The 21,521-nt window shown below is 42.9% G+C and carries 16 protein-coding genes and 1 tRNA gene; 11 read left to right on the plus strand and 6 right to left on the minus strand.

Translation table 11 applies throughout. The features are described 5' to 3' along the window. Positions 1–23: 23 nt before the first annotated feature. Positions 24–620 carry a HupE/UreJ family protein gene (locus POV27_RS18030; protein WP_272864190.1) on the minus strand — a complete coding sequence of 199 codons (597 nt, stop codon included), beginning with the start codon at positions 618–620 and terminating at the stop codon, positions 24–26. Positions 621–723: 103 nt separating this feature from the next. Between POV27_RS18030 and POV27_RS18035 the strand changes: the two genes are divergently transcribed. The 3 genes from POV27_RS18035 to POV27_RS18045 all read left to right on the plus strand — a co-directional run bounded on the left by POV27_RS18035 (position 724) and on the right by POV27_RS18045 (position 8,207). Continuing rightward, positions 724–1,416, plus strand: a complete 693-nt coding sequence (locus POV27_RS18035) for a T9SS type A sorting domain-containing protein (protein WP_272864191.1) — start codon at positions 724–726, stop codon at positions 1,414–1,416. Between the two features lie 54 nt (positions 1,417–1,470). Further along, complete coding sequence (locus POV27_RS18040; RefSeq protein ID WP_272864192.1) at positions 1,471–2,196, plus strand: T9SS type A sorting domain-containing protein; 726 nt, start codon at positions 1,471–1,473, stop codon at positions 2,194–2,196. A 299-nt stretch (positions 2,197–2,495) separates the two neighbouring features. Next, a complete protein-coding gene (locus POV27_RS18045; protein WP_272864193.1) occupies positions 2,496–8,207 on the plus strand; it encodes a T9SS type A sorting domain-containing protein in 5,712 nt (1,903 codons plus the stop codon). 76 nt (positions 8,208–8,283) lie between these two features. Here the strand turns inward: POV27_RS18045 and POV27_RS18050 are convergent, their stop codons facing one another. From POV27_RS18050 to POV27_RS18065, 4 genes are all read right to left on the minus strand, one after another. Next, positions 8,284–9,357, minus strand: a complete 1,074-nt coding sequence (locus tag POV27_RS18050; protein ID WP_272864194.1) for a serine hydrolase domain-containing protein — start codon at positions 9,355–9,357, stop codon at positions 8,284–8,286. 96 nt (positions 9,358–9,453) lie between these two features. Next, entirely contained in the window at positions 9,454–10,221 is a 768-nt protein-coding gene (locus tag POV27_RS18055) for a LytR/AlgR family response regulator transcription factor (protein ID WP_272864195.1), read from the minus strand. 6 nt (positions 10,222–10,227) lie between these two features. Further along, on the minus strand, positions 10,228–11,247 hold the full coding sequence (locus POV27_RS18060; protein WP_272864196.1) for a sensor histidine kinase: 1,020 nt from the start codon (positions 11,245–11,247) through the stop codon (positions 10,228–10,230). A 154-nt stretch (positions 11,248–11,401) separates the two neighbouring features. After that, positions 11,402–11,483 (minus strand) — tRNA-Leu (locus POV27_RS18065). Positions 11,484–11,608: 125 nt separating this feature from the next. Here POV27_RS18065 and POV27_RS18070 point away from each other — a divergent pair. The 8 genes from POV27_RS18070 (at position 11,609) to POV27_RS18105 (ending at position 19,806) form a co-directional block, all read left to right on the plus strand. Then, the gene (locus tag POV27_RS18070) at positions 11,609–12,550 is read left to right on the plus strand and encodes a ribose-phosphate pyrophosphokinase (RefSeq protein WP_272864197.1); all 942 of its coding nucleotides are present in this window, start codon (positions 11,609–11,611) and stop codon (positions 12,548–12,550) included. Positions 12,551–12,642: 92 nt separating this feature from the next. Then, entirely contained in the window at positions 12,643–13,287 is a 645-nt protein-coding gene (locus tag POV27_RS18075) for a 50S ribosomal protein L25/general stress protein Ctc (protein WP_272864198.1), read from the plus strand. 78 nt (positions 13,288–13,365) lie between these two features. Beyond that, the gene (gene pth, locus POV27_RS18080) at positions 13,366–13,998 is read left to right on the plus strand and encodes an aminoacyl-tRNA hydrolase (protein WP_272864199.1); all 633 of its coding nucleotides are present in this window, start codon (positions 13,366–13,368) and stop codon (positions 13,996–13,998) included. A 22-nt stretch (positions 13,999–14,020) separates the two neighbouring features. Further along, the gene (locus POV27_RS18085; protein ID WP_272864200.1) at positions 14,021–14,932 is read left to right on the plus strand and encodes a bifunctional riboflavin kinase/FAD synthetase; all 912 of its coding nucleotides are present in this window, start codon (positions 14,021–14,023) and stop codon (positions 14,930–14,932) included. Further along, positions 14,925–16,262: an HTTM domain-containing protein gene (locus POV27_RS18090; protein ID WP_272864201.1), complete on the plus strand. Its 1,338-nt coding sequence runs from the start codon at positions 14,925–14,927 to the stop codon at positions 16,260–16,262. The genes POV27_RS18085 and POV27_RS18090 overlap by 8 nt, the downstream gene beginning before the upstream one ends. 62 nt (positions 16,263–16,324) lie before the next feature. Then, positions 16,325–17,596 carry a serine--tRNA ligase gene (gene serS / locus POV27_RS18095; RefSeq protein WP_272864202.1) on the plus strand — a complete coding sequence of 424 codons (1,272 nt, stop codon included), beginning with the start codon at positions 16,325–16,327 and terminating at the stop codon, positions 17,594–17,596. Between the two features lie 77 nt (positions 17,597–17,673). Beyond that, complete coding sequence (locus POV27_RS18100) at positions 17,674–19,455, plus strand: tetratricopeptide repeat protein (RefSeq protein ID WP_272864203.1); 1,782 nt, start codon at positions 17,674–17,676, stop codon at positions 19,453–19,455. Between the two features lie 42 nt (positions 19,456–19,497). After that, a complete protein-coding gene (locus POV27_RS18105) occupies positions 19,498–19,806 on the plus strand; it encodes a DUF4286 family protein (RefSeq protein ID WP_272864204.1) in 309 nt (102 codons plus the stop codon). 63 nt (positions 19,807–19,869) lie between these two features. Here POV27_RS18105 and POV27_RS18110 read toward each other — a convergent pair whose 3' ends face one another. Further along, the gene (locus tag POV27_RS18110) at positions 19,870–21,480 is read right to left on the minus strand and encodes an OmpA family protein (protein WP_272864205.1); all 1,611 of its coding nucleotides are present in this window, start codon (positions 21,478–21,480) and stop codon (positions 19,870–19,872) included. Positions 21,481–21,521 lie beyond the last annotated feature (41 nt).

The raw sequence follows: 21,521 nt of genomic DNA on the forward strand, positions 1-21,521 counted from the left end.
CAGCCTAGCAAAGTGACTGGATGTTAAATATTTCCGAAATATTCTATGCTCCGCTCTACGGTAAGATAGGCGCTTACCAAGGTTATAAGAATAGCGACCAATCGGATAAGAATAGATCGTTTCCCTTTTAACAGGGAGGTGAACAGTAAACTCACCAAAAGAACCCCTATAACGATGATGATCTGCGCGACTTCAATTCCCAAGGCAAAGGACAATAGGGGAGCAAATCCTCCTTCATCATTTATTTGATTGTAATATCGTCCAAAACCAAAGCCATGGATAATCCCAAAGAGCAAGGTAGTAATCCACAAGACCCAGCTACTGCCATGGGCTGCCAGATCTTTAAAGGAAGCATACAGCACATACAAAGCCGTGGCTAAGATGGTTGCGGGAATGAGCATTTCGACCACCCCGGAACTCAAAGGCAATATTCCTTTGCTAGAAAGATAGAGGGAAATGGTATGTCCCAGCGTGAAGAAAGTAACCAACCCGAGCAGGCGTTTCCAATCCTTTATTTGAAAGGTAATGGCAAGGGCAATGAGGAACAGGGCATGATCATAACCCTCTAAATCAAGCACATGCTCCAACCCCAATTTAAAATACAAAGTAAAATCGTTCATAAAGCTTATTTCCTAACGTTCAAATGAATAAAGACAGCCAAATTAGCCAAACTGCCAAGAATTTCATAACTTTAAATGGATTAAGAAACCTTAACCAATTGCTATGAAGAAATTATTACTCCTATTTATGGTGGGTATGCTTGTACCCCATTGTTACGCACAAGACCAAGAATTATTCGGAACCTGGTACCTATATGAAGTCCTATTAGATGATTTGGATTTCCATTATGTGGTTTCAGAAATCAATCCGCCCATTACCCCACCTCCCATTATGACCATTAATGAGTCACTGGAAATCCATGCGGTTGGGGCCTGTAATACCTACGATGGCACATACAATTATATTCTTGACAACACACTGGCCATCATCACGTCGACACAAACCGATGCAGATTGTGGCATCCCTTATCACAATTCCTTTGAGAATGCTTATTTCAATTACTTATTGCAAGCAGAGCTTTACTATACGATAGAATCTGACGGACAAGGACTTACTCTATACTTTGAGAATCCGTTGATGGGCTTTATGATTTTAAAGAACTATCCCCTTTCTGCAAATGATTATACCCTTAACAGCAGTATTACTCTTCATCCCAATCCTGCTTCGGACCATTTGAATGTCTTACTTCCAAATACAACGATCGAAAAACTCTCTGTATTCAATATCTCTGGACAAAGACTTATAGAACAGACAGGCGAAAGCACCTCCCTCGATGTTTCGGCCCTACCTTCGGGGATGTACTTCCTCGAAATACTCACTCCCGAAGGGAAAGCTTTAAAACGATTCTTAAAATAATAATTACCAACATGCATATTCATCATTACCTAACTCAATTAAAAAACAAGTATTATGAAAAAGATTATTTTATTGATCTCGGCAATGGCACTGTCCGTTTCCGGGCTGGCCCAGCAAGAATTGCTGGACTATGAATGGACACTACATTATATGGTGATAAATGGCGACACCATAGATGTAGCCCAACCACACCCTTCGAACCCTAGTTATCATCCGCAAATCGAATTCACCGAATCTTCGATCGGTTTTGAAGTGTATGCTTATATCAGTTTCAATTATTTCGCAGACGCACTTCCACCCACACCGATTGATGGAACCACGATTGCAATTCAAGGCCCCAGCATTACACTAGGGGATTGTGATTATTGTTTACTCGAAAGTCAATATTTCGGCACCATATTATATGGCGACGGTGCCGCACCAAGGATATACGAGTACGAAATTGTAGATGGCACGGATGGCAACAAAACACTCATCATAAATACCCCCGAGGGAAATTCGGCGGTACACGGAAACTTCATTCTTTCCACAGAGGAGTTCGACAGAAGTAGTATTGCTATTCATCCAAATCCAGCAGGAAATGTGCTGAATATCGATTCCAATCAATGGAGTGTCGAAAAAGTGCAAGTGTTTTCCTTGCTTGGAAAAAGCCTTTTCGAAGAGAAAGTTTTGAATCAAAACAATACGATTGATGTTTCATCGCTAACATCGGGTATTTATTTTGCCCAGTTAACGTTTGAAAATGGACGCAGTTATGTACATAAGTTCATTAAAGATTAGTTGGCTCTCCTACTAGTGAGTCACGTACTGGCCATAAGAACAGGCCACTAAATGATGTATAAAGCATGTCAAGCTTGTTCCGCAGTAATGTGGAACAAGTTTGTTTTATATACAGTCCGTTCTGAATCAGCCACTTCCCATATGCAACCCCATTTGCACCCCTATTATTTTTCTTTTTTACAAAGATTACTCCTATCCTTGCCCTTGAAATAAAGTAGTGATGGTAGGGAAGCACTTCGTTTGAAAAAACTTAAAGGCCAACTATCGCACATTTCACCCCCAAAATGACCCAACCAATTATGAAAAAAAAGCTATTCCTCTGGCTATGGCTAGCAACTGTTTTTTTTGAATTACCCCTAACGGCACATCCTGCAGGCCTAGAAAACAGCGAATTTTCACAACCCAACTTGTTTGCCTCTTTGGTAAAAGGGGAGCGAACAACATCGTTGGCCACCTCTTGGGAAATCAACGAAGCTGGGGTTTCTGTCAACGATCTAATCGTAGTTCCAACCGCTGTATGTTCGGACATAACGGTTTACTTGGATACGAACGGAATGGCCTCCATTACAGCTGCCGATGTTGATGGCGGATCTACTGCTGCCGATGGAATTGCCAGTATTACCATTGATATTACGGATTTCGATTGCAGTAATATCGGAACGAATTCCGTTACACTCACAGTTACCGATGTTAATGGACTTACAGACAGCTGTACGTCCACCGTAACAGTGGAGGACATCATTGGACCCACATTTAGTATCGCTGGGCCGCCAACGGGTATGCCCGCTCCGCCTGCTTCTATATTGAATACGGTTACCGAAGCCCAATTCTTCGGAATCCTTTACGATCTCGACATTCCAACACCCGCAGGATTTACCACGAGTGTTCCTTATACGGTCGACAACTCTGGTCTCACTGGGATCGATCCCGATCGAATCGCCTACTACATGGAACTGGACGGTGAATGGGTATGGGTTTCCATGAATGACTATACAGGAGGTGATTTAACGGCTATGGGAATTCCGAATGCCACTTCCAATCCGGCACGCTATGCAAATATTGTTTCGGATATGAATATCAATTCAAACAGTCCCAATATTACGCCAGCATCCAACATTGACACCGGTAATGTTGAAATGTGGTACCGAAACTATAACGACAATGCCAATCAGAATATTGGGGGTTCAAGTGCTGTCTTCGACTTCGACGACACCTTTAGTAACTCAGGTTCTCATGGTTGTTTTCAAGTTCACAACCACGGGGCGGGAGAGACACTACTTGCCTTCAATCGATTTAATGATGCAGCGGCTAACGTAGATTTGGGAATTGGGAATAGTCCTACCGGAAACCCAGACTACACCTCAGAACAAAATGGTGCTAGCTATACCGACAGAAAGCTTCTCATTCTTGTAAGTGATCCTATTGTACCGACAATCACCGTGCAATTGGATGCTACCGGATTCGCCACCATTACCATAAGTGATTTCTCGGTTTCCGCTACCGACAACTGCGGAACCGCAACACTCAGCCTAAGTCAAACTACATTTAACTGTGGTGATCTAGGATCCAATGAAATCATAATTACGGCAGTAGATGGCCAAGGCAATACAACACCCATAGACGCTATCGTCAATGTAGAAGATATTACACCGCCCGACATAACCTGTCCCGCAGACATTGTTGTAAGCAACGACCCAGGAAGTTGCGACGCCTATGTTACGGTACCCGTCCCGACGATCGCGGACGAATGTGCATCTAATGAAGCCGCCATGAATTTTGATGGGTCTAACGATTACATGCTTTCGTACATCGATGCTACTTCTACCGATTTCACTATGGAAGCATGGTTTAAAGCCAATTCTTCTGTTGGTGGATTTAGAAGTATCATTACTTGGCAAAAAACGGGACGCAATCACGAAACTTCTTTATCGGTAGCTAATACAGGGGTAGTACGTCTAGGGCAATTCGACTATCAACCCCCTGTGCGTTTTCAAGAGATACGGGGAGTCATCAATGTAAGGGATGACCAGTGGCATCATGTAGCCGCTGTGAAATCGGGTAGCGTTTGGACACTTTACGTAGACGGAGTGCTGGATGGCACACTCACACTGAACTCACAAAATTTTTCGGCTACAGGCCTAACCGATTTTAGGGTTGGAAATATCCAATTTAACAATGGTAATAATGGTGAACATTTTAATGGAGATATCGACGAAGTTCGCATCTGGGACATTCCCCTAACACAAGCCGAGATACAGGCCAATATGAATGTATCACTCACGGGAACGGAAACCGGACTCAAAACCCTGTTTAATTTTAATGATGGATTTGCCTGTACGGATAACTCAGGGGTAACTACCATTAACGACCGAGTTTCTGGAGCTGTTGGAACACTTTTCAATTTTAACGGACTGGATGGTTCTTTGGGTTGTGATTCCAACTTCACGGATACCTTACTTCCCCCCACGATAATTACAAACGATAACAACAATACAGAGGACGCCTCTGGCACCTATCCCGTGGGAACTACTACCGTAGAATGGACCATTACAGATCTTACTGGAAATAGCTCTGTGTGTACGGTCGACGTTACTGTCCAAGATACCGAACTGCCCATTGCAGCCTGTCAAGACATTACCATTCAGCTAGATGCTACAGGAATGGCAACAATCACTGGGGCTGACTTGGATAATGGATCTACCGATAATTGTGGCATTGCTAGTACAACATTGGATGTATCGAGCTTCGACTGTAGCAACATCGGTACAAACACAGTGACTATGTCCGTCACCGATGCCAGCGGTAATGTTTCCACATGCAGCTCCATTGTCACTGTAGAAGATACCACAGCACCCAATGCAATATGCCAAGACATCACTATACAGCTGGACGCTTCGGGAGCTGCTTCTATTAGTGCGACCGATATTGACGGAGGCTCTGGCGACAATTGTAGTTTCTCAAGTTCCGTTACACCGAACACATTTTCCTGTGCCAATGTAGGGGTTAATACCGTAACGTACACGCTTACAGATCCCTCCGGAAACACCGCATCCTGTACTGCTTTGGTTACTGTTGAAGATAATATCGGTCCAGCTGTACTCTGTCAGGATATTACCATTCAGTTAGATGCCAGTGGCATGGCAAGTATTGCGGTAACCGATATAGATGGTGGAAGCACAGATGCCTGTGGTATTGCCAGTAGCACTTTAGATATCACCGACTTCGATTGTGACGATGTTGGAACCAATACTGTGACGCTCACTGTAACCGATGTGAACGGCAATGTTTCCAGTTGCACCGCTATCGTCACTGTAGAAGACAACATAGCACCCACCGCCATCTGTCAAGATATTACCGTACAACTAGATGCCAGTGGGATGGCAAGTATCACAGCCAGCGATATCGACAATGGCTCCAATGACATTTGTGGCTTAGGAAGCACCTCCTTAAACATAACCGATTTCACCTGTGCCGATATTGGAACGAATACGGTTACACTAACTGTTACCGACACGAATGGTAATACATCTACTTGTTCCGCTACCGTAACCGTAGAGGATAATGTAGCCCCAACTACAGTGTGCCAAGATATAACAGTACAACTAGATGCTACGGGCACGGCCAGTATCACCGCCGCCGATATAGATGGCGGTAGCTCCGACGCTTGCGGCATTGTCAGTACGACCATAGACATCTTGGACTTTGATTGCGGCGATATTGGGACTAATGCGGTAACCCTCACAATAACCGATGCAAATGGCAATGTCTCCAACTGCGTAGCGCAAGTAACCGTCGAAGATACCATTGTACCTTCCGTATTGTGCCAAGACATAACAGTGCAACTGGATGCGAGTGGTATGGCCAGTATCACCGTTGCCGATGTAAATGGTGGTAGCTCTGATGTCTGCGGAATTGCGAGTACTACCATAGATATTACGGATTTCGACTGTAGCGATGTTGGAACGAATACAGTAACGCTTACTGCAGTGGATGTTAACGGTAACGTGTCTACATGTTTCGCTACAGTGACCGTAGAAGATACTATAGCACCCACTGCATTGTGCCAAGATATCACGGTTCAACTCGATGTGAGTGGTACGGTCAGTATCGCAGCTGCAGATGTGGATGGCGGGAGTACAGATGCCTGCGGTATTGCCAGCACCACTATAGATATTATGAACTTCGATTGCGACGATGTCGGAACGAACACAGTCACGTTCACCGTGGTCGATGCGAACGGAAATGTATCGACCTGTCTTGCCACGGTGACGGTTGAAGACACCACTTCGACCAATGCCCTATGCCAAGATATTACCATACAGTTGGATGCCAATGGCATGGCTAGTATTACGTCCTCAGATGTGGATGGCGGTAGCACAGCGGCCTGTGGCACTGGCACCACTACAATAGATGTCACAGATTTTACTTGTGATGATATTGGTACGAACACGGTTGTACTCACCATAACAGATGAAAGCGGTAATTCATCTTCCTGTGCGGCTACCGTGACTGTTGAGGATACCATAGCTCCAACGGTTCTATGCCAAGACATCACAGTACAATTGGATGCCAATGGCATAGCAAGTATCACTGCTGCCGATATAGATAATGGAAGTACAGATGCTTGTGGCATTACCAGCACCACCATCGATGTCGTAGATTTCAACTGTAATGACATCGGAACGAACACGGTCACGCTCACAGTAACCGATTCAAACGGCAACAGCTCTAATTGTATGGCAACAGTAACAGTAGAAGATGTGACCACACCAACGATTCAGTGCCAAGATATCACTGTGCAGCTAGATGCTTATGGTATGGCTAGTATCACCACGGCCGACGTTGATGGAGGAAGCTCAGATGCTTGCGGCATTGCAAGTACCACTATAGATATTATGGATTTCGATTGTACTAATATTGGAATCAACACTGTGCAATTGACAGTTACAGATAGTAACGGAAATGTTTCTAGCTGCACCTCAACCGTGACCGTAGAGGACACTACAGCACCTAATGTCATTTGTCAAAATATTACGGTAGCACTGGATGCGAACGGAGTTGCCACTATAGACCCTACACTTTTAGATGGAGGCAGTAATGATCTGTGTGGCACCGTGAGCCTCTCACTGGATCGTGATACCTTCGGTTGCCATGATCTTGGCGACAACAGCATCACTTTGTCTGCCACCGATGCGTCTGGCAACGTGAGCACCTGTGTAGCCATAGTTACAGTAGAAGACAATGTAGCGCCTAGGATAAATTGCAGAAACATTACAGTATCATTGGATCAAAATGGATTGGCTTCAATTTCTCCTGAGAATCTTGCCAGTTTCTCCGATAATTGTGGCATTAGTTATGCTTCTCTGGACATTTCTGAATTCGATTGCTCCGATATTGGACTTCCTGTTACAGTACAGTTATGGGTTGAAGACATTAACGGCAATACCTCCTTTTGCACTGTAGATGTAACCGTTATTGATGATCTTCCCCCTAATTTGTATTGCCCTAACGATCCTATTGTTGATCTCCCTGCGGGTGTTTCCGTTTATGAGCTGCCAGATTATGTAGGGATTGGACAGTTCTATGCAGAGGATAATTGTGCAGGAACAGTTAGAACCATCGGTCAGTATCCTCCACCAGGAACTCCACTTACCGAAGGTGTGCATATAGTGTCCATCCTCACCGTGGATAACCAGGGCTACCTAGATCGGTGCACGTTCGATCTTACCTTACGGAATGCAGTTGTTCAGGATGACACACCCAATATCATTGGAAGTCTTGTACTGTATCCTAACCCAACCCGAGATCAATTCTTTTTGTCCAATCAGCTTTCATTAGAATTGGATGATCTTAGAATCTTTGATATAACTGGTAGACTTGTAAAAGAAGTACCTCTTAATGGTACTGGGGTACTAACGCCCATAGATGTAAGTGAATTGGCTTCGGCCACCTACCTTGTGGTAATTAATTCTGGTGACGAACAAATTACAAGACAACTTATTAAAGAATAGTTTTCCCATTCACGAAAATGATAAAAGCCCTTGCGAAAGCAAGGGCTTTTATATTATTCAGCAAGACTCTAGCTCATCATTTAGGCGTAATCAAAAATCTGAATAGTCCTAGCCCCAACTCCTGTCCAAATCCAGAATTCGTGAGCAACACCATTCCCCATTTGCTCTGTGGAATGTATACGAAGAGGCATGAAAATCTCTTGTCATTATTCCCGCCGTGCCCATAAGCCATTCCGAAGGGAAGCGCTCCTTTAAAAAAACCCAAACTCATATGCGAAATACCCTCTGTTTTGTTTGGATTACCATCAGGAAGTTCAATTTGATCTTTTAGAAGTTCGTGATAGGAATTTTCATTCAACCCTTCATTGTTCATTAATGCAATAAGCCAATTGGCGAAATCGGCAGAAGTAGTATGAACACCATAAGCTGCTCCAAACTCCTTATTTCCGTAGTCTTCCAAATCGTTCCATTTTCCATTTTTATACGAATACGCCTTATTGTCCAAGTTACTTTTATTCTGAATGAATTTCGTATGCTGTAAACTAAGAGGGAGGGCTACTTCCTTTTGAAAAATCGCTTCTAGTCCTTGAGCATCCGTCTTCAATATTCCCTGTAATACTAGGGCCAGGTATTGAAAGCCCTCACCCGAGTATTGATAGCCAGTCCCCGGATCGAAATCTATGGTAAGTTCATTCCCCTCCGTATCGGTTCTCCAATTAGGAAAACCCGTCTGATGTGTCAATACCATGCGGGCCGTTATTGTCTTGTAACGAACGTCGTGGGCAATGTCTTCGTAGGGCAAATATTCGAAGAGAGGTTTATCTAAATCCAACAAGCCCTTTTCTACAAATTTCATAACAAAAAAGGAGAACAAGGGTTTAGAAATTGAAGCCCCTTCAAATATCGTCTTGCTGGATACAGGGCTATCCGGACGTGCCATTCCCTTGTTTATTTCGAAGGCTATTTTTCCGTCATTGATTAAGGTTAACGATAAACCAGGGGTATTTGTTCCCTGCATTTGTTGGGCCAAAAAGGCTTCAATTTCTTGGGTTTCTATGGTTGTTCCGATAGGGGTTTTAATAGACTGTGCTCGGCTTTGAGTTAAAGAAATGGAAAGTACGATTGCCAGACTTGAGAATAATTTTATCATCACAAATGTATTTTAGTTACGCAGCAAAGCTCACGAAACAAAGAGGTGCTTACAATGACAAAATGATGAAGCGGGTTAAAATTGGGTTGAAGAGGTCTATCGGTCCAGCCACTTTCTGAAATCGGCCGTGGTTCGACTACTGGTCGTTACCCTTTCCTTGATTCCCCTGAGGCTAATCAACAGTCGATTCTTAAAATGTGCTTCCATTTTGATGATATGTCCCATTTGAACAATCTGACTTCGATTAATACGAAAGAACTGTTCTGGATCCAGTTTTTCGTATATACTTCCAATGCTTTCAGAAAATAAATACGTCCTACCCTCATCATCCTTAAGTTTGCAAAAATCCCCCGCAGCTTCAATAAGTGCCACTTTATTCGCAGGAAGTATGTTTATGCCCTTCGGAGTCTTTATAACAAATTGCTGTTTGTATTGCTGCGCTTTGCGCACCAACGTCTTCTTAAGATGCTGAAAGAGCTCGGGACTCAATTGAGGGGTTGTATTAGGAGCAAAAAGACGTCGGTATTTCGCAATCGCTTGATCTATTTCCTCTTGGCCATAGGGTTTAAGAACATAGGCAATCCCATTGGTCTTGAATGCTTCCAAGAGATATGAATCAAAGGCCGTACAGAACACGATAGGAGCCTCGGGCGTACAGTCCTGGAAAACCTCAAAAGAGTTCCCATCCAAGAGTTGGATATCGGCAAAAATGAGATCATAGGCATCTCCAGTGGTAAGAAAGAATTTCGTCTCTTCTTTGGATCTACCCCAATCATAGGTAAGCTCACCCTGTAAGCAAACACTTAAATAGGTGCGTAATTTTTCAAAAGCCGGAATTTCATCTTCTAGGATTAAAATATGCATGCTAACCTATATTTTATCGAGACGGATTAAAGGAACCTCAACCACAAAAGCATCGGCAGACTCACGAATCAGAACTTCTTTGTCCGACAATAGGGCATAACGCTGTTTTAAGTTCTCCAAGCCCGTGCCCAGTGATTCTTTCGGATCTTTCAATGCAGTTCCTTTGTTATTCTTGATAATGAGTGAATGATCTTGGAGTGTTATACTAGTTCGGATCCCCGAATCATTTATAATTCCATTGTGCTTAACCACATTTTCAATAAGCACTTGTAAGGTTCCTGTTGGCAGATAGCTCCCTTCCCCTTTATGGGCTGATTGATCCTCGAATTGAAAACTATACACCTTACCAAACCGGTATTCAATTAAACGAAAATAGTTTTCAGCCATTTCAAGCTCATCCGACAGGGACGAAAATTCGTTCTCCTTGGACCGAATTAAGAATCGGTACAATGCAGAAAGATGCGCTAGGTATTCTTTTGCCCGTTTGGGATTCGAATCGATGAGTCCGTCGAGCGCATTGAGATTATTGAAAAGAAAATGAGGACTGAATTGGGATTGAAGCAAGCGTAATTCTGTTTCCTTTTGTTGTTTTTTAACGTGGGACAGACTCAACTGATTCTCATAGTACTTCTTGGCAATGATGATTACAAAGGGCACTCCCAGATCGGCCGCGGAATAATAAAAACTATGAACAAATATGTAACCGGTAGAAGGCAAATCTTTCCAACCGTATCCCCGACCGAAATAATCGCGCAGTAAATCTAGGAAGCCTGTGGCGATTAGAGCCAGCGTAGTTAAAACAAAGAACAACCAATATTGCCTTTTTTCGATAATATATTTCTGAATAAGCCAGCGGACTATAAAAAATCCAGCTAGGGTTTTAGCAATAATGATGGGAATATCGAAGACGATTTGACCAATGGGATGCCGCTCTGTCCAAAATTTTAGGGAAAGCCAGAATACGGAGAAAAGGGTAAATGCCCAGATTAATTGGTAGTCAGTTTTGTTTAGTTTAAAGCTGATCATCTACCAAATGTAAGACAATACATCTTTTGAAAGGTCAGGGCCTCTGCCACAAATCGGTTAAGATGGGTTAAAATTAAGTTGAAGGGGATTATTGCATTTCATTCGCAGTTACGAAAACAAAAAAGCCCTTGCTTTCGCAAGGGCTTTTTTTCTGTACTCAAGGTGGGAATCGAACCCACACTCCCGAAGGAACTGGATTTTGAATCCAGCGCGTCTACCAATTCCGCCACTTGAGCGTTACGGGACGGCAAAAATACATAAATATTTAATAAAACAATGCAATTCCTTTCAGCATTTTTTTGAAGAACACTCCCTAGTATTTTTTACATTTGCACCCAACGCAACTAAATAATAAAACACAATGTCGCCATCCGTACCAGCACCTAAAATTTTTGCCTGTAAACAAAGTCAAATCTTAGCCCAACAAATCGCCAATGCCTTTGGCGCGCCCTTGGGCAACGTGATCACTTCTACCTATAGCGATGGCGAGTTTCAGCCTTCTTTCGAGGAATCGGTACGGGGAAGTCGAGTGTTCATTATCGGATCTACCTTTCCCAATAGCGATCACCTCATGGAAATGCTTCTTATGTTAGACGCAGCCAAAAGAGCTTCCGCACGACACATTACTGCGGTGCTTCCTTACTTTGGTTGGGCCCGACAGGATCGCAAGGACAAACCAAGGGTTCCTATTGCTGCTAAATTGGTGGCCAAAATGTTGGAAACCGCAGGAGCCACGCGAATCATTACGATGGACCTCCATGCCGATCAGATTCAAGGGTTTTTCGAGAAGCCGGTAGACCACTTATTTGCTTCTACGATTTTCTTACCCTATTTAAAAAACCTGAATCTGGACAATTTAACAATTGCTTCTCCAGATATGGGAGGATCGAAAAGAGCTTATGCCTATTCTAAGGCCTTAGAAAGTGACGTAGTAATCTGTTACAAACAGCGCGCCAAGGCCAATGTTATTTCCCACATGGAATTGATTGGGGATGTACAAGGCAAGAATGTAGTATTGGCCGACGATATGGTAGACACCGCTGGAACCTTAACCAAAGCAGCCGACCTGATGATGGAACGTGGAGCCGCTAGTGTACGAGCGATCTGTACGCACCCTATCCTTTCTGGAAATGCCTATGAGCGTTTGGAAAATTCGCAATTGGAAGAACTTATTGTAACGGACTCTATTCCATTGAAACAGGAAAGTTCTAAAATAAAAGTATTGAGCTGCGCGCAACTATTTGCAGATGTTATGCTTAGCGTGCAACACAACGAAAGTATAGCGTCCAAATTCCTGATGTAGAAACGAAAGGATTTCTTTTCGCTTTTCGTATAAAAAACGTACATTTGCAGCCGCTTTCTAAGGAAGCGGCTTTTTAAATTTAAAACAATAAGATGAAATCAATTACAATTAACGGATCTCAAAGAGAAAGCGTGGGTAAGGCATCGACCAAAGCCCTACGTAATGCTGGAAAGGTTCCCTGCGTTGTTTACGGAGGAGAAGCACCTATTCACTTTTCGGCAGACGAAATTGCATTTAAGGACTTGGTGTACACTCCAAACGTACACACAGTTGTAGTTGCACTAGAAGACGGTACCAAAGTAGAATGTATCCTTCAGGACATTCAGTTTCACCCGGTAACCGATCGCATCCTTCACATCGATTTTTACCAAATCTTCGATGATAAGGAAGTGACCATGAACATTCCTGTAAAACTTGTTGGAAACTCCCGTGGAGTTCGTAACGGAGGGGTATTGCGTATCGTAAACCGTAAACTTCGTGTAAAAGCACTACCACAGGATTTACCAGACTTTATCGAGGTAGACATTACCGAAATGCGTATTGGAGCTAAGATGTATGTTACAGCGGTAGAGCAAGAGAAATTCAAAATCATGCATTCCGACAATGCTGTAATCTGTCAGGTTAGAACTTCGCGTACTGCCGTGGCCGATGAAGATGAGGAAGAAGAAGAAGAAGGAGAAGAAGGAACAGAGGCTGCTGCAGAAGCACCTGCTGCCGAAGCTCCAGCGGAAGAATAAATTTCTATTCCCTAATAATTCAAAAAGCATCCTGTGTTCGGGATGCTTTTTTTATTTTTACCAAAAATAAAGAAAGGAATGCTATCCTTTTTAAGATCACTTTTTGTTTCAGAAAAAAAGAAACCCTACACGACAGGCGATCCTATGAAAAAATTCCTCATTGCAGGTCTGGGAAATATCGGCCCCAAATATGAAAATACCCGTCACAATATTGGCTTTCGGGTACTGGATCATATGGCAAGGGAAAACGATCTTACCTGGGAAACCGTAAAACTTGGGGACATCACCACCTACAAAAAGAAAGGCCGCACATTTTTGTTCCTAAAGCCCAGCACCTTCATGAATTTAAGTGGAAAAGCTGTTAAATATTGGCTGGACAAAGAAAAGATTCCGTTAGAAAACCTTTTGGTGGTTACCGATGACCTTAACCTCCCCTTTGGAACCCTTCGCGTAAAGGGAAAGGGAAGTGATGGAGGACACAATGGATTAAAGGATATTCAGAACGTATTGCAGACGACAAAGTACAATAGATTTCGATTTGGTATAAGCGACTCCTTTTCCAAAGGAAGACAAGTGGATTATGTATTGGGCGAATGGAATGAAGAGGAAGAATCGAAACTAAAAGAACGTTTGGACATGGCTTCCAAAATTGTAGAATCATTCGGCTTGGCCGGGGTACAAATAACCATGAATTCCTATAACGGCAAATAAATTGGAGGAATACACTTCGACTTTGGCATATAACAACGAAAGGGGCTGTGTCGTCACTATTGGCACATTCGACGGTGTTCATGTTGGGCATCAAGCTATTATTAAACGTTTGGTGAAACTAGCCAAACAGGAACAGCTCGATGCTGTACTCCTCACCTTTTTCCCGCATCCTCGAATGGTATTACAGCGGGATACTGATTTAAAGCTAATTAATACCCTTGCTGAAAAAAAAGAAGTACTGGAATCCCTGGGGATCGACCACATGGTGGTTGAACCCTTCACCAAAGAATTTTCCCGACTTACAGCACTGGAATATGTGCGCGATATTTTGGTAAACCAATTGAATGCCAAACATATCATTATAGGATACGATCATCGTTTCGGCAGAAATAGGACCGCCAACATAGACAACCTAAAAGAATATGGCGAAACCTACGATTTCAATGTGGAAGAAATCACCGCACAGGAATTAAATGATGTTGCCATTAGTTCCACCAAAATACGCAATGCACTAAATGATGGGGACATTTCTACTGCGAACAACTACCTCGGATATCGATATACGCTGTCTGGGAATGTAACGCAAGGCAAAGGAATAGGAAAAGATTTAGGATTTCCTACGGCCAATTTAAAGGTAGATCAGGATTATAAATTAATCCCGAAGAAAGGGGTTTATTTAGTTCAGGCTAACCTTAACGGAAGTCACATTTACGGACTCACCAGTATTGGAACCAATCCCACGGTTGGCGGAACACACACGACCATTGAAACATTCTTGATGGATTTTGAAGGAAACCTTTATGACCAACCCCTTACCTTGGAATTCATTACCCACATTCGGGAAGAAAAACATTTTGAATCTGTAGAACACCTCATAGAAGCCATTAAGGCAGACGAAGCCTATGCTAGGCAGTATTTGAAACAACATGAATAAGTTGCTCTTTTCGCGAATCGATAATACCGGATTAGTGCTCTGGAGGATCGCCTTTGGACTCTTAATTGCTTTGGAAGGATTCGGCGCCATTGCCACTGGCTGGGTGAGACGTGTTTTTGTTGAGCCCGAATTTACATTTCACTTCATCGGCTTCGATTTCCTACAACCACTGCCCGGTGGAGGCATGTATATCTACTTTGCCGTTTTGGGGATTCTGGGGGTTTGCGTTATGATTGGATACCGATATAGGTTTGCCATGTTTGCCTATGCATTGATGTGGACTTGTGTGTATCTCATGCAAAAAACCTCCTACAATAACCACTATTATTTAATGATGCTTTTGTGCTGGATCATGGTGTTGCTCCCCGCCAACCGTTGGCTATCCCTGGATGTAAAAAGAAACCCTGCTTTGCGCTCCCTTTCCATGCCACGATGGGTGAAGGTAATTTTAATACTTCAAGTATTTATTGTCTTTACCTATGCTTCTATTGCCAAAATGTACCCCGATTGGTTCAACCTAAAAGCTCCGGCATTACTAATGCTAGGTAAGAAAGAATATTGGCTCATAGGGGATCTGCTGCAACAAACATGGGTACATTATAGCATTGCCTATTTTGGATTGCTATTCGATTTACTCATCATCCCCATGTTCCTTTGGAAAAGGACTCGCTTTTTGGCTTTTTCCCTGTCTCTGTTTTTCCATCTTTTCAATTCGGTGGTATTTCAAATTGGGATTTTCCCATACATGTCGATCGCATTTGCCTTTTTCTTTTTCTCTTCAGAAACTCTGATCAAGCGATTCAAATTAAAAAGGGAAGTGTATACAGGGGACGAAATTATCACGCCTTCGTATGCCAAACCTGCCATCGTGGCTTTCAGCATTTATTTTCTGGTTCAAATAGGGCTTCCGGTTCGTCACTGGTTCTTTCCAGAGGATGTACTATGGACCGAAGAGGGACACCGCCTTAGCTGGCGGATGATGCTACGATCCCGCTCCGGAGCACTCACTATTTGGGTAGAAGACAAGGAAACAGGCAAGCGCACCAAATATCCGTATCGCGAAATGCTTTCTAAAAAGCAACGCCGTAATGTCCAGACCAAACCCGACCTTATTTGGCAGTTGGCTCAGCGTATCCACGCGATTGAAAAGGAAAAGGGAAAGGACGTAGCCGTATATGCCAATTGTCGTGTGAAAATAAATGGCGGGGTATATCATCCTTTTATCGATTCTGAAGTGGATTTGGCCCAAGAAAAGTGGTATCCCTTACAACACCACGATTGGATTTTACCCACTCCTGCCGATTACCACAGCAAAGCGGAAAAAGAATAAATCCAAAACTTCCCATACAGCCTCTTTTTCCCTAACTTTGCGCTCTTAAAATCCTAAGGAAAATGTTACAAGTACAGAACATTCGCGAGCACAAAGAAGCTTATGTAACGGCATTGGCCAAGCGTGGCCTTGATGCCAAAGACATGCTTGAAGAGGTACTGTCGCTGGACGAACTGCGTCGGGCTACCCAAGCAAAATTGGACGAAACCCTTTCGCAATCCAATACATTTTCCAAAGAGATTGGGATGTTGTTCAAAAATGGGGAAACCCAAAAGGCAAACTTACTGAAAGAGAAAACTTCTCAGCTCAAGGTGAGCAGTAAGGAGCTTCAGGAACAATTGAACGATGCGGCGAGCAAGCTGCAAAAAGCCTTGTATGAGCTTCCCAATATTCCTAATGAATTGGTCCCAGCGGGAACCGACGAGAACGATAATGAAGAAGTTTACAGAGAAGGAGATGTCCCTACCTTAGATAGTGCAGCGTTACCTCATTGGGAATTGGCAAAGAAATACGACCTCATCGATTTCGAATTGGGAGTGAAGATCACTGGAGCTGGTTTCCCTGTGTACAAAGGGAAGGGAGCTAGATTACAGCGCGCCTTGATCACTTATTTTCTAGACAAGAATACGGCGGCAGGCTATACCGAATATCAAGTACCTCACCTTGTAAATGAAGCCAGCGGATATGGTACCGGCCAATTGCCCGATAAGGAAGGACAGATGTACCATGTGGGAATGGACGACTTATACCTTATCCCAACGGCCGAAGTTCCCGTAACCAACTTATTTAGGGGAGATCTTTTAATGCACAACCAATTGCCCATTACCTGTACTGGGTACACCCCTTGTTTCCGTCGTGAAGCAGGAAGTTATGGAGCCCATGTTCGAGGACTGAATCGTTTGCATCAATTCGATAAGGTAGAGATCGTTCGTATTGAGCATCCTGACAACAGTTACGCTGCATTGGATGGCATGGTAGACCACGTAAAGGAAATTCTGAAGGAATTAAAGCTACCCTATCGTATTCTCAGATTGTGTGGTGGCGACTTAGGTTTCACCTCTGCGTTGACCTATGATTTCGAAGTATTTTCTACTGCACAGGATCGATGGTTGGAGATTTCTTCCGTTTCCAATTTTGAAACTTTTCAAGCCAATCGCTTAAAACTGCGTTTTAAGGATACCGATGGAAAGAACAAATTGGCCCATACCCTAAACGGAAGTGCCTTGGCATTACCCCGCGTATTGGCTGGAATTTTGGAAAACTATCAAACTCCCGATGGCATTAAAATTCCGGAAGTATTGGTCCCTTATTGCGGTTTCGACATCATAAATTAGGGCTGAAAGGCTGTTTGGGGATAAATCGGCCTAATATTTGAGAAATTTTTAAGAACTCTATTACGTATATTTATCCCATGCGAATTGTAATTATTCTCTTACTACTTTTTGTTTCCTATGGCTCCTTAGGTCAGACCGAAGGTTTGGCCAAAAATTATTTTGAGCAGGGGAAGTATGAAAAGGCGCTTACCATTTTCAAAAAGCTGGTAAAGCAAAATCCTGGGAATAACAGTCAATTTCTATATCTCATAAAGACCTATCAGCAGCTGGAACGCTATGATGAAGCCCAGGTGGCGATCATGGAAAAACTGAATGGACGAAGACAATATCCACAGTACTATGTGGAATTGGGTCACAACTATACGTTGCAGGACAAAGACAGTTTGGCCAACTTTGCCTATCAGAAAGCCATTAAATCGGTAGAAGAAAATCCCATTTATGCCTATATCGTAGGAAGAACCTTAAGCGATTATAGCCGATTGGATGAAGCCGCGACTGTATATGAAAGGGCCATGGAGTTGGATCCGGAGCGGGATTATAATAGTCAGTTGGCTCGTATTTATGGAGAACAGGGAAAATTGGAATTGATGTTCGAAAAGTACATCGATCTCATCCAATCGAACGTAGCCTATCGACCTTCGGCCCAGCGAAATTTCAGTTTCTATATCAACGAAGACCCTACCAACGAGGCGAATATTGTATTCAAAAAAGCATTGTTGAAACGACTACAAGGCAATCCAGATATTCTCTACAATGAATTGTTGAGCTGGTTATTCATTCAACAGAAAGATTACAGAAAAGCATTTACACAAGAAAAAGCAATATACAAGCGTAGCGGCGGTGACCTAAGTGGTATCATTGATTTGCTTCGAATTTCCATGGAGGAAGAAAGCTATGAGGATGCGAAGCAAGTGGCTGAATTTGTAATTGAAAATGCCCCAACCATCGGTGGCAAAATTTCGGGCTATCAATACCTAATGAACATAGAGTTAGAATTGGCCACCGAGGAGGATTATGCGGCCATTCAACAGAAGTACTTGGGTCTTTTCGAAAGATTTGGAGGCGGTTCGGAGACCTATGCCCTTCAATTGGACTACAATGAGTTTTTGGCTTTCAAATTTGGAAAGAAGGAGGAAGCCATAGACAACCTAAAAACACTTTCCAAGAAACGCCTATCGATATATCAAGAAGCACGCATAAAACTAATTCTAGCCGATATTTTGGTCTTCGATGAGAAGTTCAATCAGGCATTGATTTACTATTCGCAGGTTCAGAAAAAGGTAAAAAACGATCGCTTGGCACAGGAAGCTCGATTTAAAGTGGCACGCACCAGTTATTACAAGGGCGATTTCGAATGGTCTTTGGTACAATTGGATGTCCTGAAAAAGTCGGCCTCTCAACTCATCGCTAACGATGCCATGGAACTAGCCTTGATGATACGCGATAATTCCTTAGAGGATTCTACCCAAACTGCCCTAAAAAAATTCGCCAAGGCGGATTTATTGGTACTTCAGAATAGATACAGTGAAGCCAATGCATTGTTCAATGATATCCTTGAAAATCATAAGGGGGAAGCCGTAGAAGATGAAACCTTGTTGAAACAGGGATTCGTTTATGAGACTTTGAATGATTTCGCCAAAGCCGAAGCGAATTACGAAAAGATCATCGAGTTTTACAATGACGATATATTGGCGGACGATGCTCACTTCCGATTGGCAAAACTGTACGAGGAGAAACTGGATATGCCTCAGAAGGCCAAGGATCTCTACGAGCAGATCATCTTTAATTTTGCCGATAGCATCTTCTTTGTAGAAGCCCGCAAGCGATACCGAATGCTTCGGGGCGATGAGATCAATTAAAGATTCCCAAACATAAATACAACCCTAAAAACCAAAATCCCGGTGTATATCTATAACGTTACCATTAATATTGATGAAAGTATCCATGATGCCTGGTTGGAGTGGATGCGAAATGAGCACATTCCCGCCATGTTAGATACCGGCAAATTTTCGAAAGCACTCATGACCCGTGTGCAGGTGCAAGAGGAAATGGGAGGCCTTACCTATTCGGTGCAATATAGAACCGATAGCAAAGCCACCTTGGATAAGTACTATGCGGAGGATGCACAAACACTTCGCGGACAAAGCAAACCTTTTGAAGGCAAGTTCGTAGCCTTCCGTACCGAATTAGAGGTAGTCGCAGAATTCTAAAATAAATAAACCCGATAGGAGTCCTATCGGGCTATTGCGGGGATTAATGGAAATTATAACTGGTTAGTTAGTTTCCGTTACTATAATAAATTCGATCCTACGGTTGGTTTCGTGTTGTGCTTCCGTACAGGGACGGCAATCAATTACCGGCTCCGACTCTCCATACCCTTTCCAAGTAAGTCGGTCCTTGGAAATCCCTTTAGACAACAAATACTTCACAGCAGAAGCTGCACGTCTGTCCGAAAGATGCATGTTATAGGCATCGTTTCCTCTAAAGTCGGTATGTGCTCCAAGCGCTACAGAAACTTCTGGGTTTTCCTTCAATGTCGCTACAACTTTGTTAAGTGTAATCTTGGATATTTCCTTGATTCGGGCACTGTCATAATCGAACAGGATATTGTCGATCTTAATATACGTTTTCTCTTCCTCTACTACGATAGGAGCAGGAATTGCCTTAAGGGTAACGTCTGCTTCGTACTGGGGAGTTCTATTGTCTGTATTAAAAATGGTAGATCCTTTGTAGAACCCTTCTTTACCAGATACGATAGTGTAGTATTCGAAGGAAGATATTGGGAAGTTAAATTCTCCTTTTTCGTTGGTGATCATGTTCGCTACTTCGGTACCATCGGTGTCGATTAGTTTCACCTCAGCATTGGCCAATGGAATTCCTGTTTCAAAATCAAGCGCCTTTCCACTAACTGTTTGCTTCAATACATATTCGGTAATTCGGTAAATGTCATGATTTCCATAACCTCCATCTTTGTTGGAAGTGATGTACCCAATTCTTTCGGTAGCAGGAACAAAGGCAATCTCATCCTTCTCTGTGTTAATGGTGTTCCCAAGGTTAAGAATGGTTACATATCCCTTCTTAGTGCGGCGGGATTTAAACACATCGTACCCACCAATGTTATCATGTCCTTTCGACGAAAAGAACATGAATTTCTGATCGTACGAAAGGTGTGGGAATTTTTCGTCCTTCTCCGTATTGATAAGACCTTCGATAGGTGTTACTTCGCTATACTCGTTGGCACTTTTCACATCCACTTTGAAGATGTCGAATCCTCCTTTAGAGTTAGGCATGTTAGACGCAAAATACAGCGTCTTTCCATCCTTGCTCAGGTGTGGATTCTCAACGGAATACCAATCGCTGTTGAAAGGAAGCGGAGTTATATTGATCCACTCTCCCTGCTTTTCAGGATTCAATTCGGCGCGATACATTTCGAAGTGCTGGGTATCGCCATCCTTGTTTTTTGTGAAGTACATTACGTTTCCTTCTTGATTGAAAGAAACGGTTCCCAAATTCTCATTCTTGTTTAGGATACTAGAAAACAACAAAGGACGGGTTAGGTCATAGTTCTCCAAAATATCACTGCAGTACAATTTAGTGTAAGGTTCGTTGGTTGCAGGATCTTTACGGGAAAGGGCTCCGATCTTTCGAGCGGAAAAGGAAATGAACTTATCCATGAAAAGTCCCGATCCATAATCTGCGTACTTGGAATTGATTCCCGTAGTTAAGGTTTCGAATTTGAAACCATTATCTCCGATTTTATTAAGCGTGAATTCTGTGGTGGCCTCGGCTATTTCTGTGCTAGTCTCCGTACTAGCAAAACCTTGAGCCTTCGTTTGGTTTGTTATGCATAAAAATGCAACGAAGAAGAATATATATTTTCTCATAACGAGAAGGGATTGACATTTTTAGATTCACGCAAATCTAA

The sequence above is a fragment of the Aureisphaera galaxeae genome, from assembly GCF_028561275.1.
Taxonomy (GTDB): Bacteria; Bacteroidota; Bacteroidia; order Flavobacteriales; family Flavobacteriaceae; genus Aureisphaera; species Aureisphaera galaxeae.

Coding starts and splice junctions, on each gene's coding strand:
- POV27_RS18040 (WP_272864192.1), top strand. CDS start 1,471: ATGAAAAAGATTATTTTATTGATCTCGGCAATGGCACTGTCCGTTTCC.
- POV27_RS18055 (WP_272864195.1), bottom strand. CDS start 10,221: ATGCATATTTTAATCCTAGAAGATGAAATTCCGGCTTTTGAAAAATTA.
- POV27_RS18070 (WP_272864197.1), top strand. CDS start 11,609: ATGTCGCCATCCGTACCAGCACCTAAAATTTTTGCCTGTAAACAAAGT.
- serS (WP_272864202.1), top strand. CDS start 16,325: ATGTTACAAGTACAGAACATTCGCGAGCACAAAGAAGCTTATGTAACG.
- pth (WP_272864199.1), top strand. CDS start 13,366: ATGCTATCCTTTTTAAGATCACTTTTTGTTTCAGAAAAAAAGAAACCC.
- POV27_RS18050 (WP_272864194.1), bottom strand. CDS start 9,357: ATGATAAAATTATTCTCAAGTCTGGCAATCGTACTTTCCATTTCTTTA.
- POV27_RS18090 (WP_272864201.1), top strand. CDS start 14,925: ATGAATAAGTTGCTCTTTTCGCGAATCGATAATACCGGATTAGTGCTC.
- POV27_RS18045 (WP_272864193.1), top strand. CDS start 2,496: ATGAAAAAAAAGCTATTCCTCTGGCTATGGCTAGCAACTGTTTTTTTT.
- POV27_RS18075 (WP_272864198.1), top strand. CDS start 12,643: ATGAAATCAATTACAATTAACGGATCTCAAAGAGAAAGCGTGGGTAAG.
- POV27_RS18060 (WP_272864196.1), bottom strand. CDS start 11,247: ATGATCAGCTTTAAACTAAACAAAACTGACTACCAATTAATCTGGGCA.
- POV27_RS18100 (WP_272864203.1), top strand. CDS start 17,674: ATGCGAATTGTAATTATTCTCTTACTACTTTTTGTTTCCTATGGCTCC.
- POV27_RS18030 (WP_272864190.1), bottom strand. CDS start 620: ATGAACGATTTTACTTTGTATTTTAAATTGGGGTTGGAGCATGTGCTT.
- POV27_RS18110 (WP_272864205.1), bottom strand. CDS start 21,480: ATGAGAAAATATATATTCTTCTTCGTTGCATTTTTATGCATAACAAAC.
- POV27_RS18035 (WP_272864191.1), top strand. CDS start 724: ATGAAGAAATTATTACTCCTATTTATGGTGGGTATGCTTGTACCCCAT.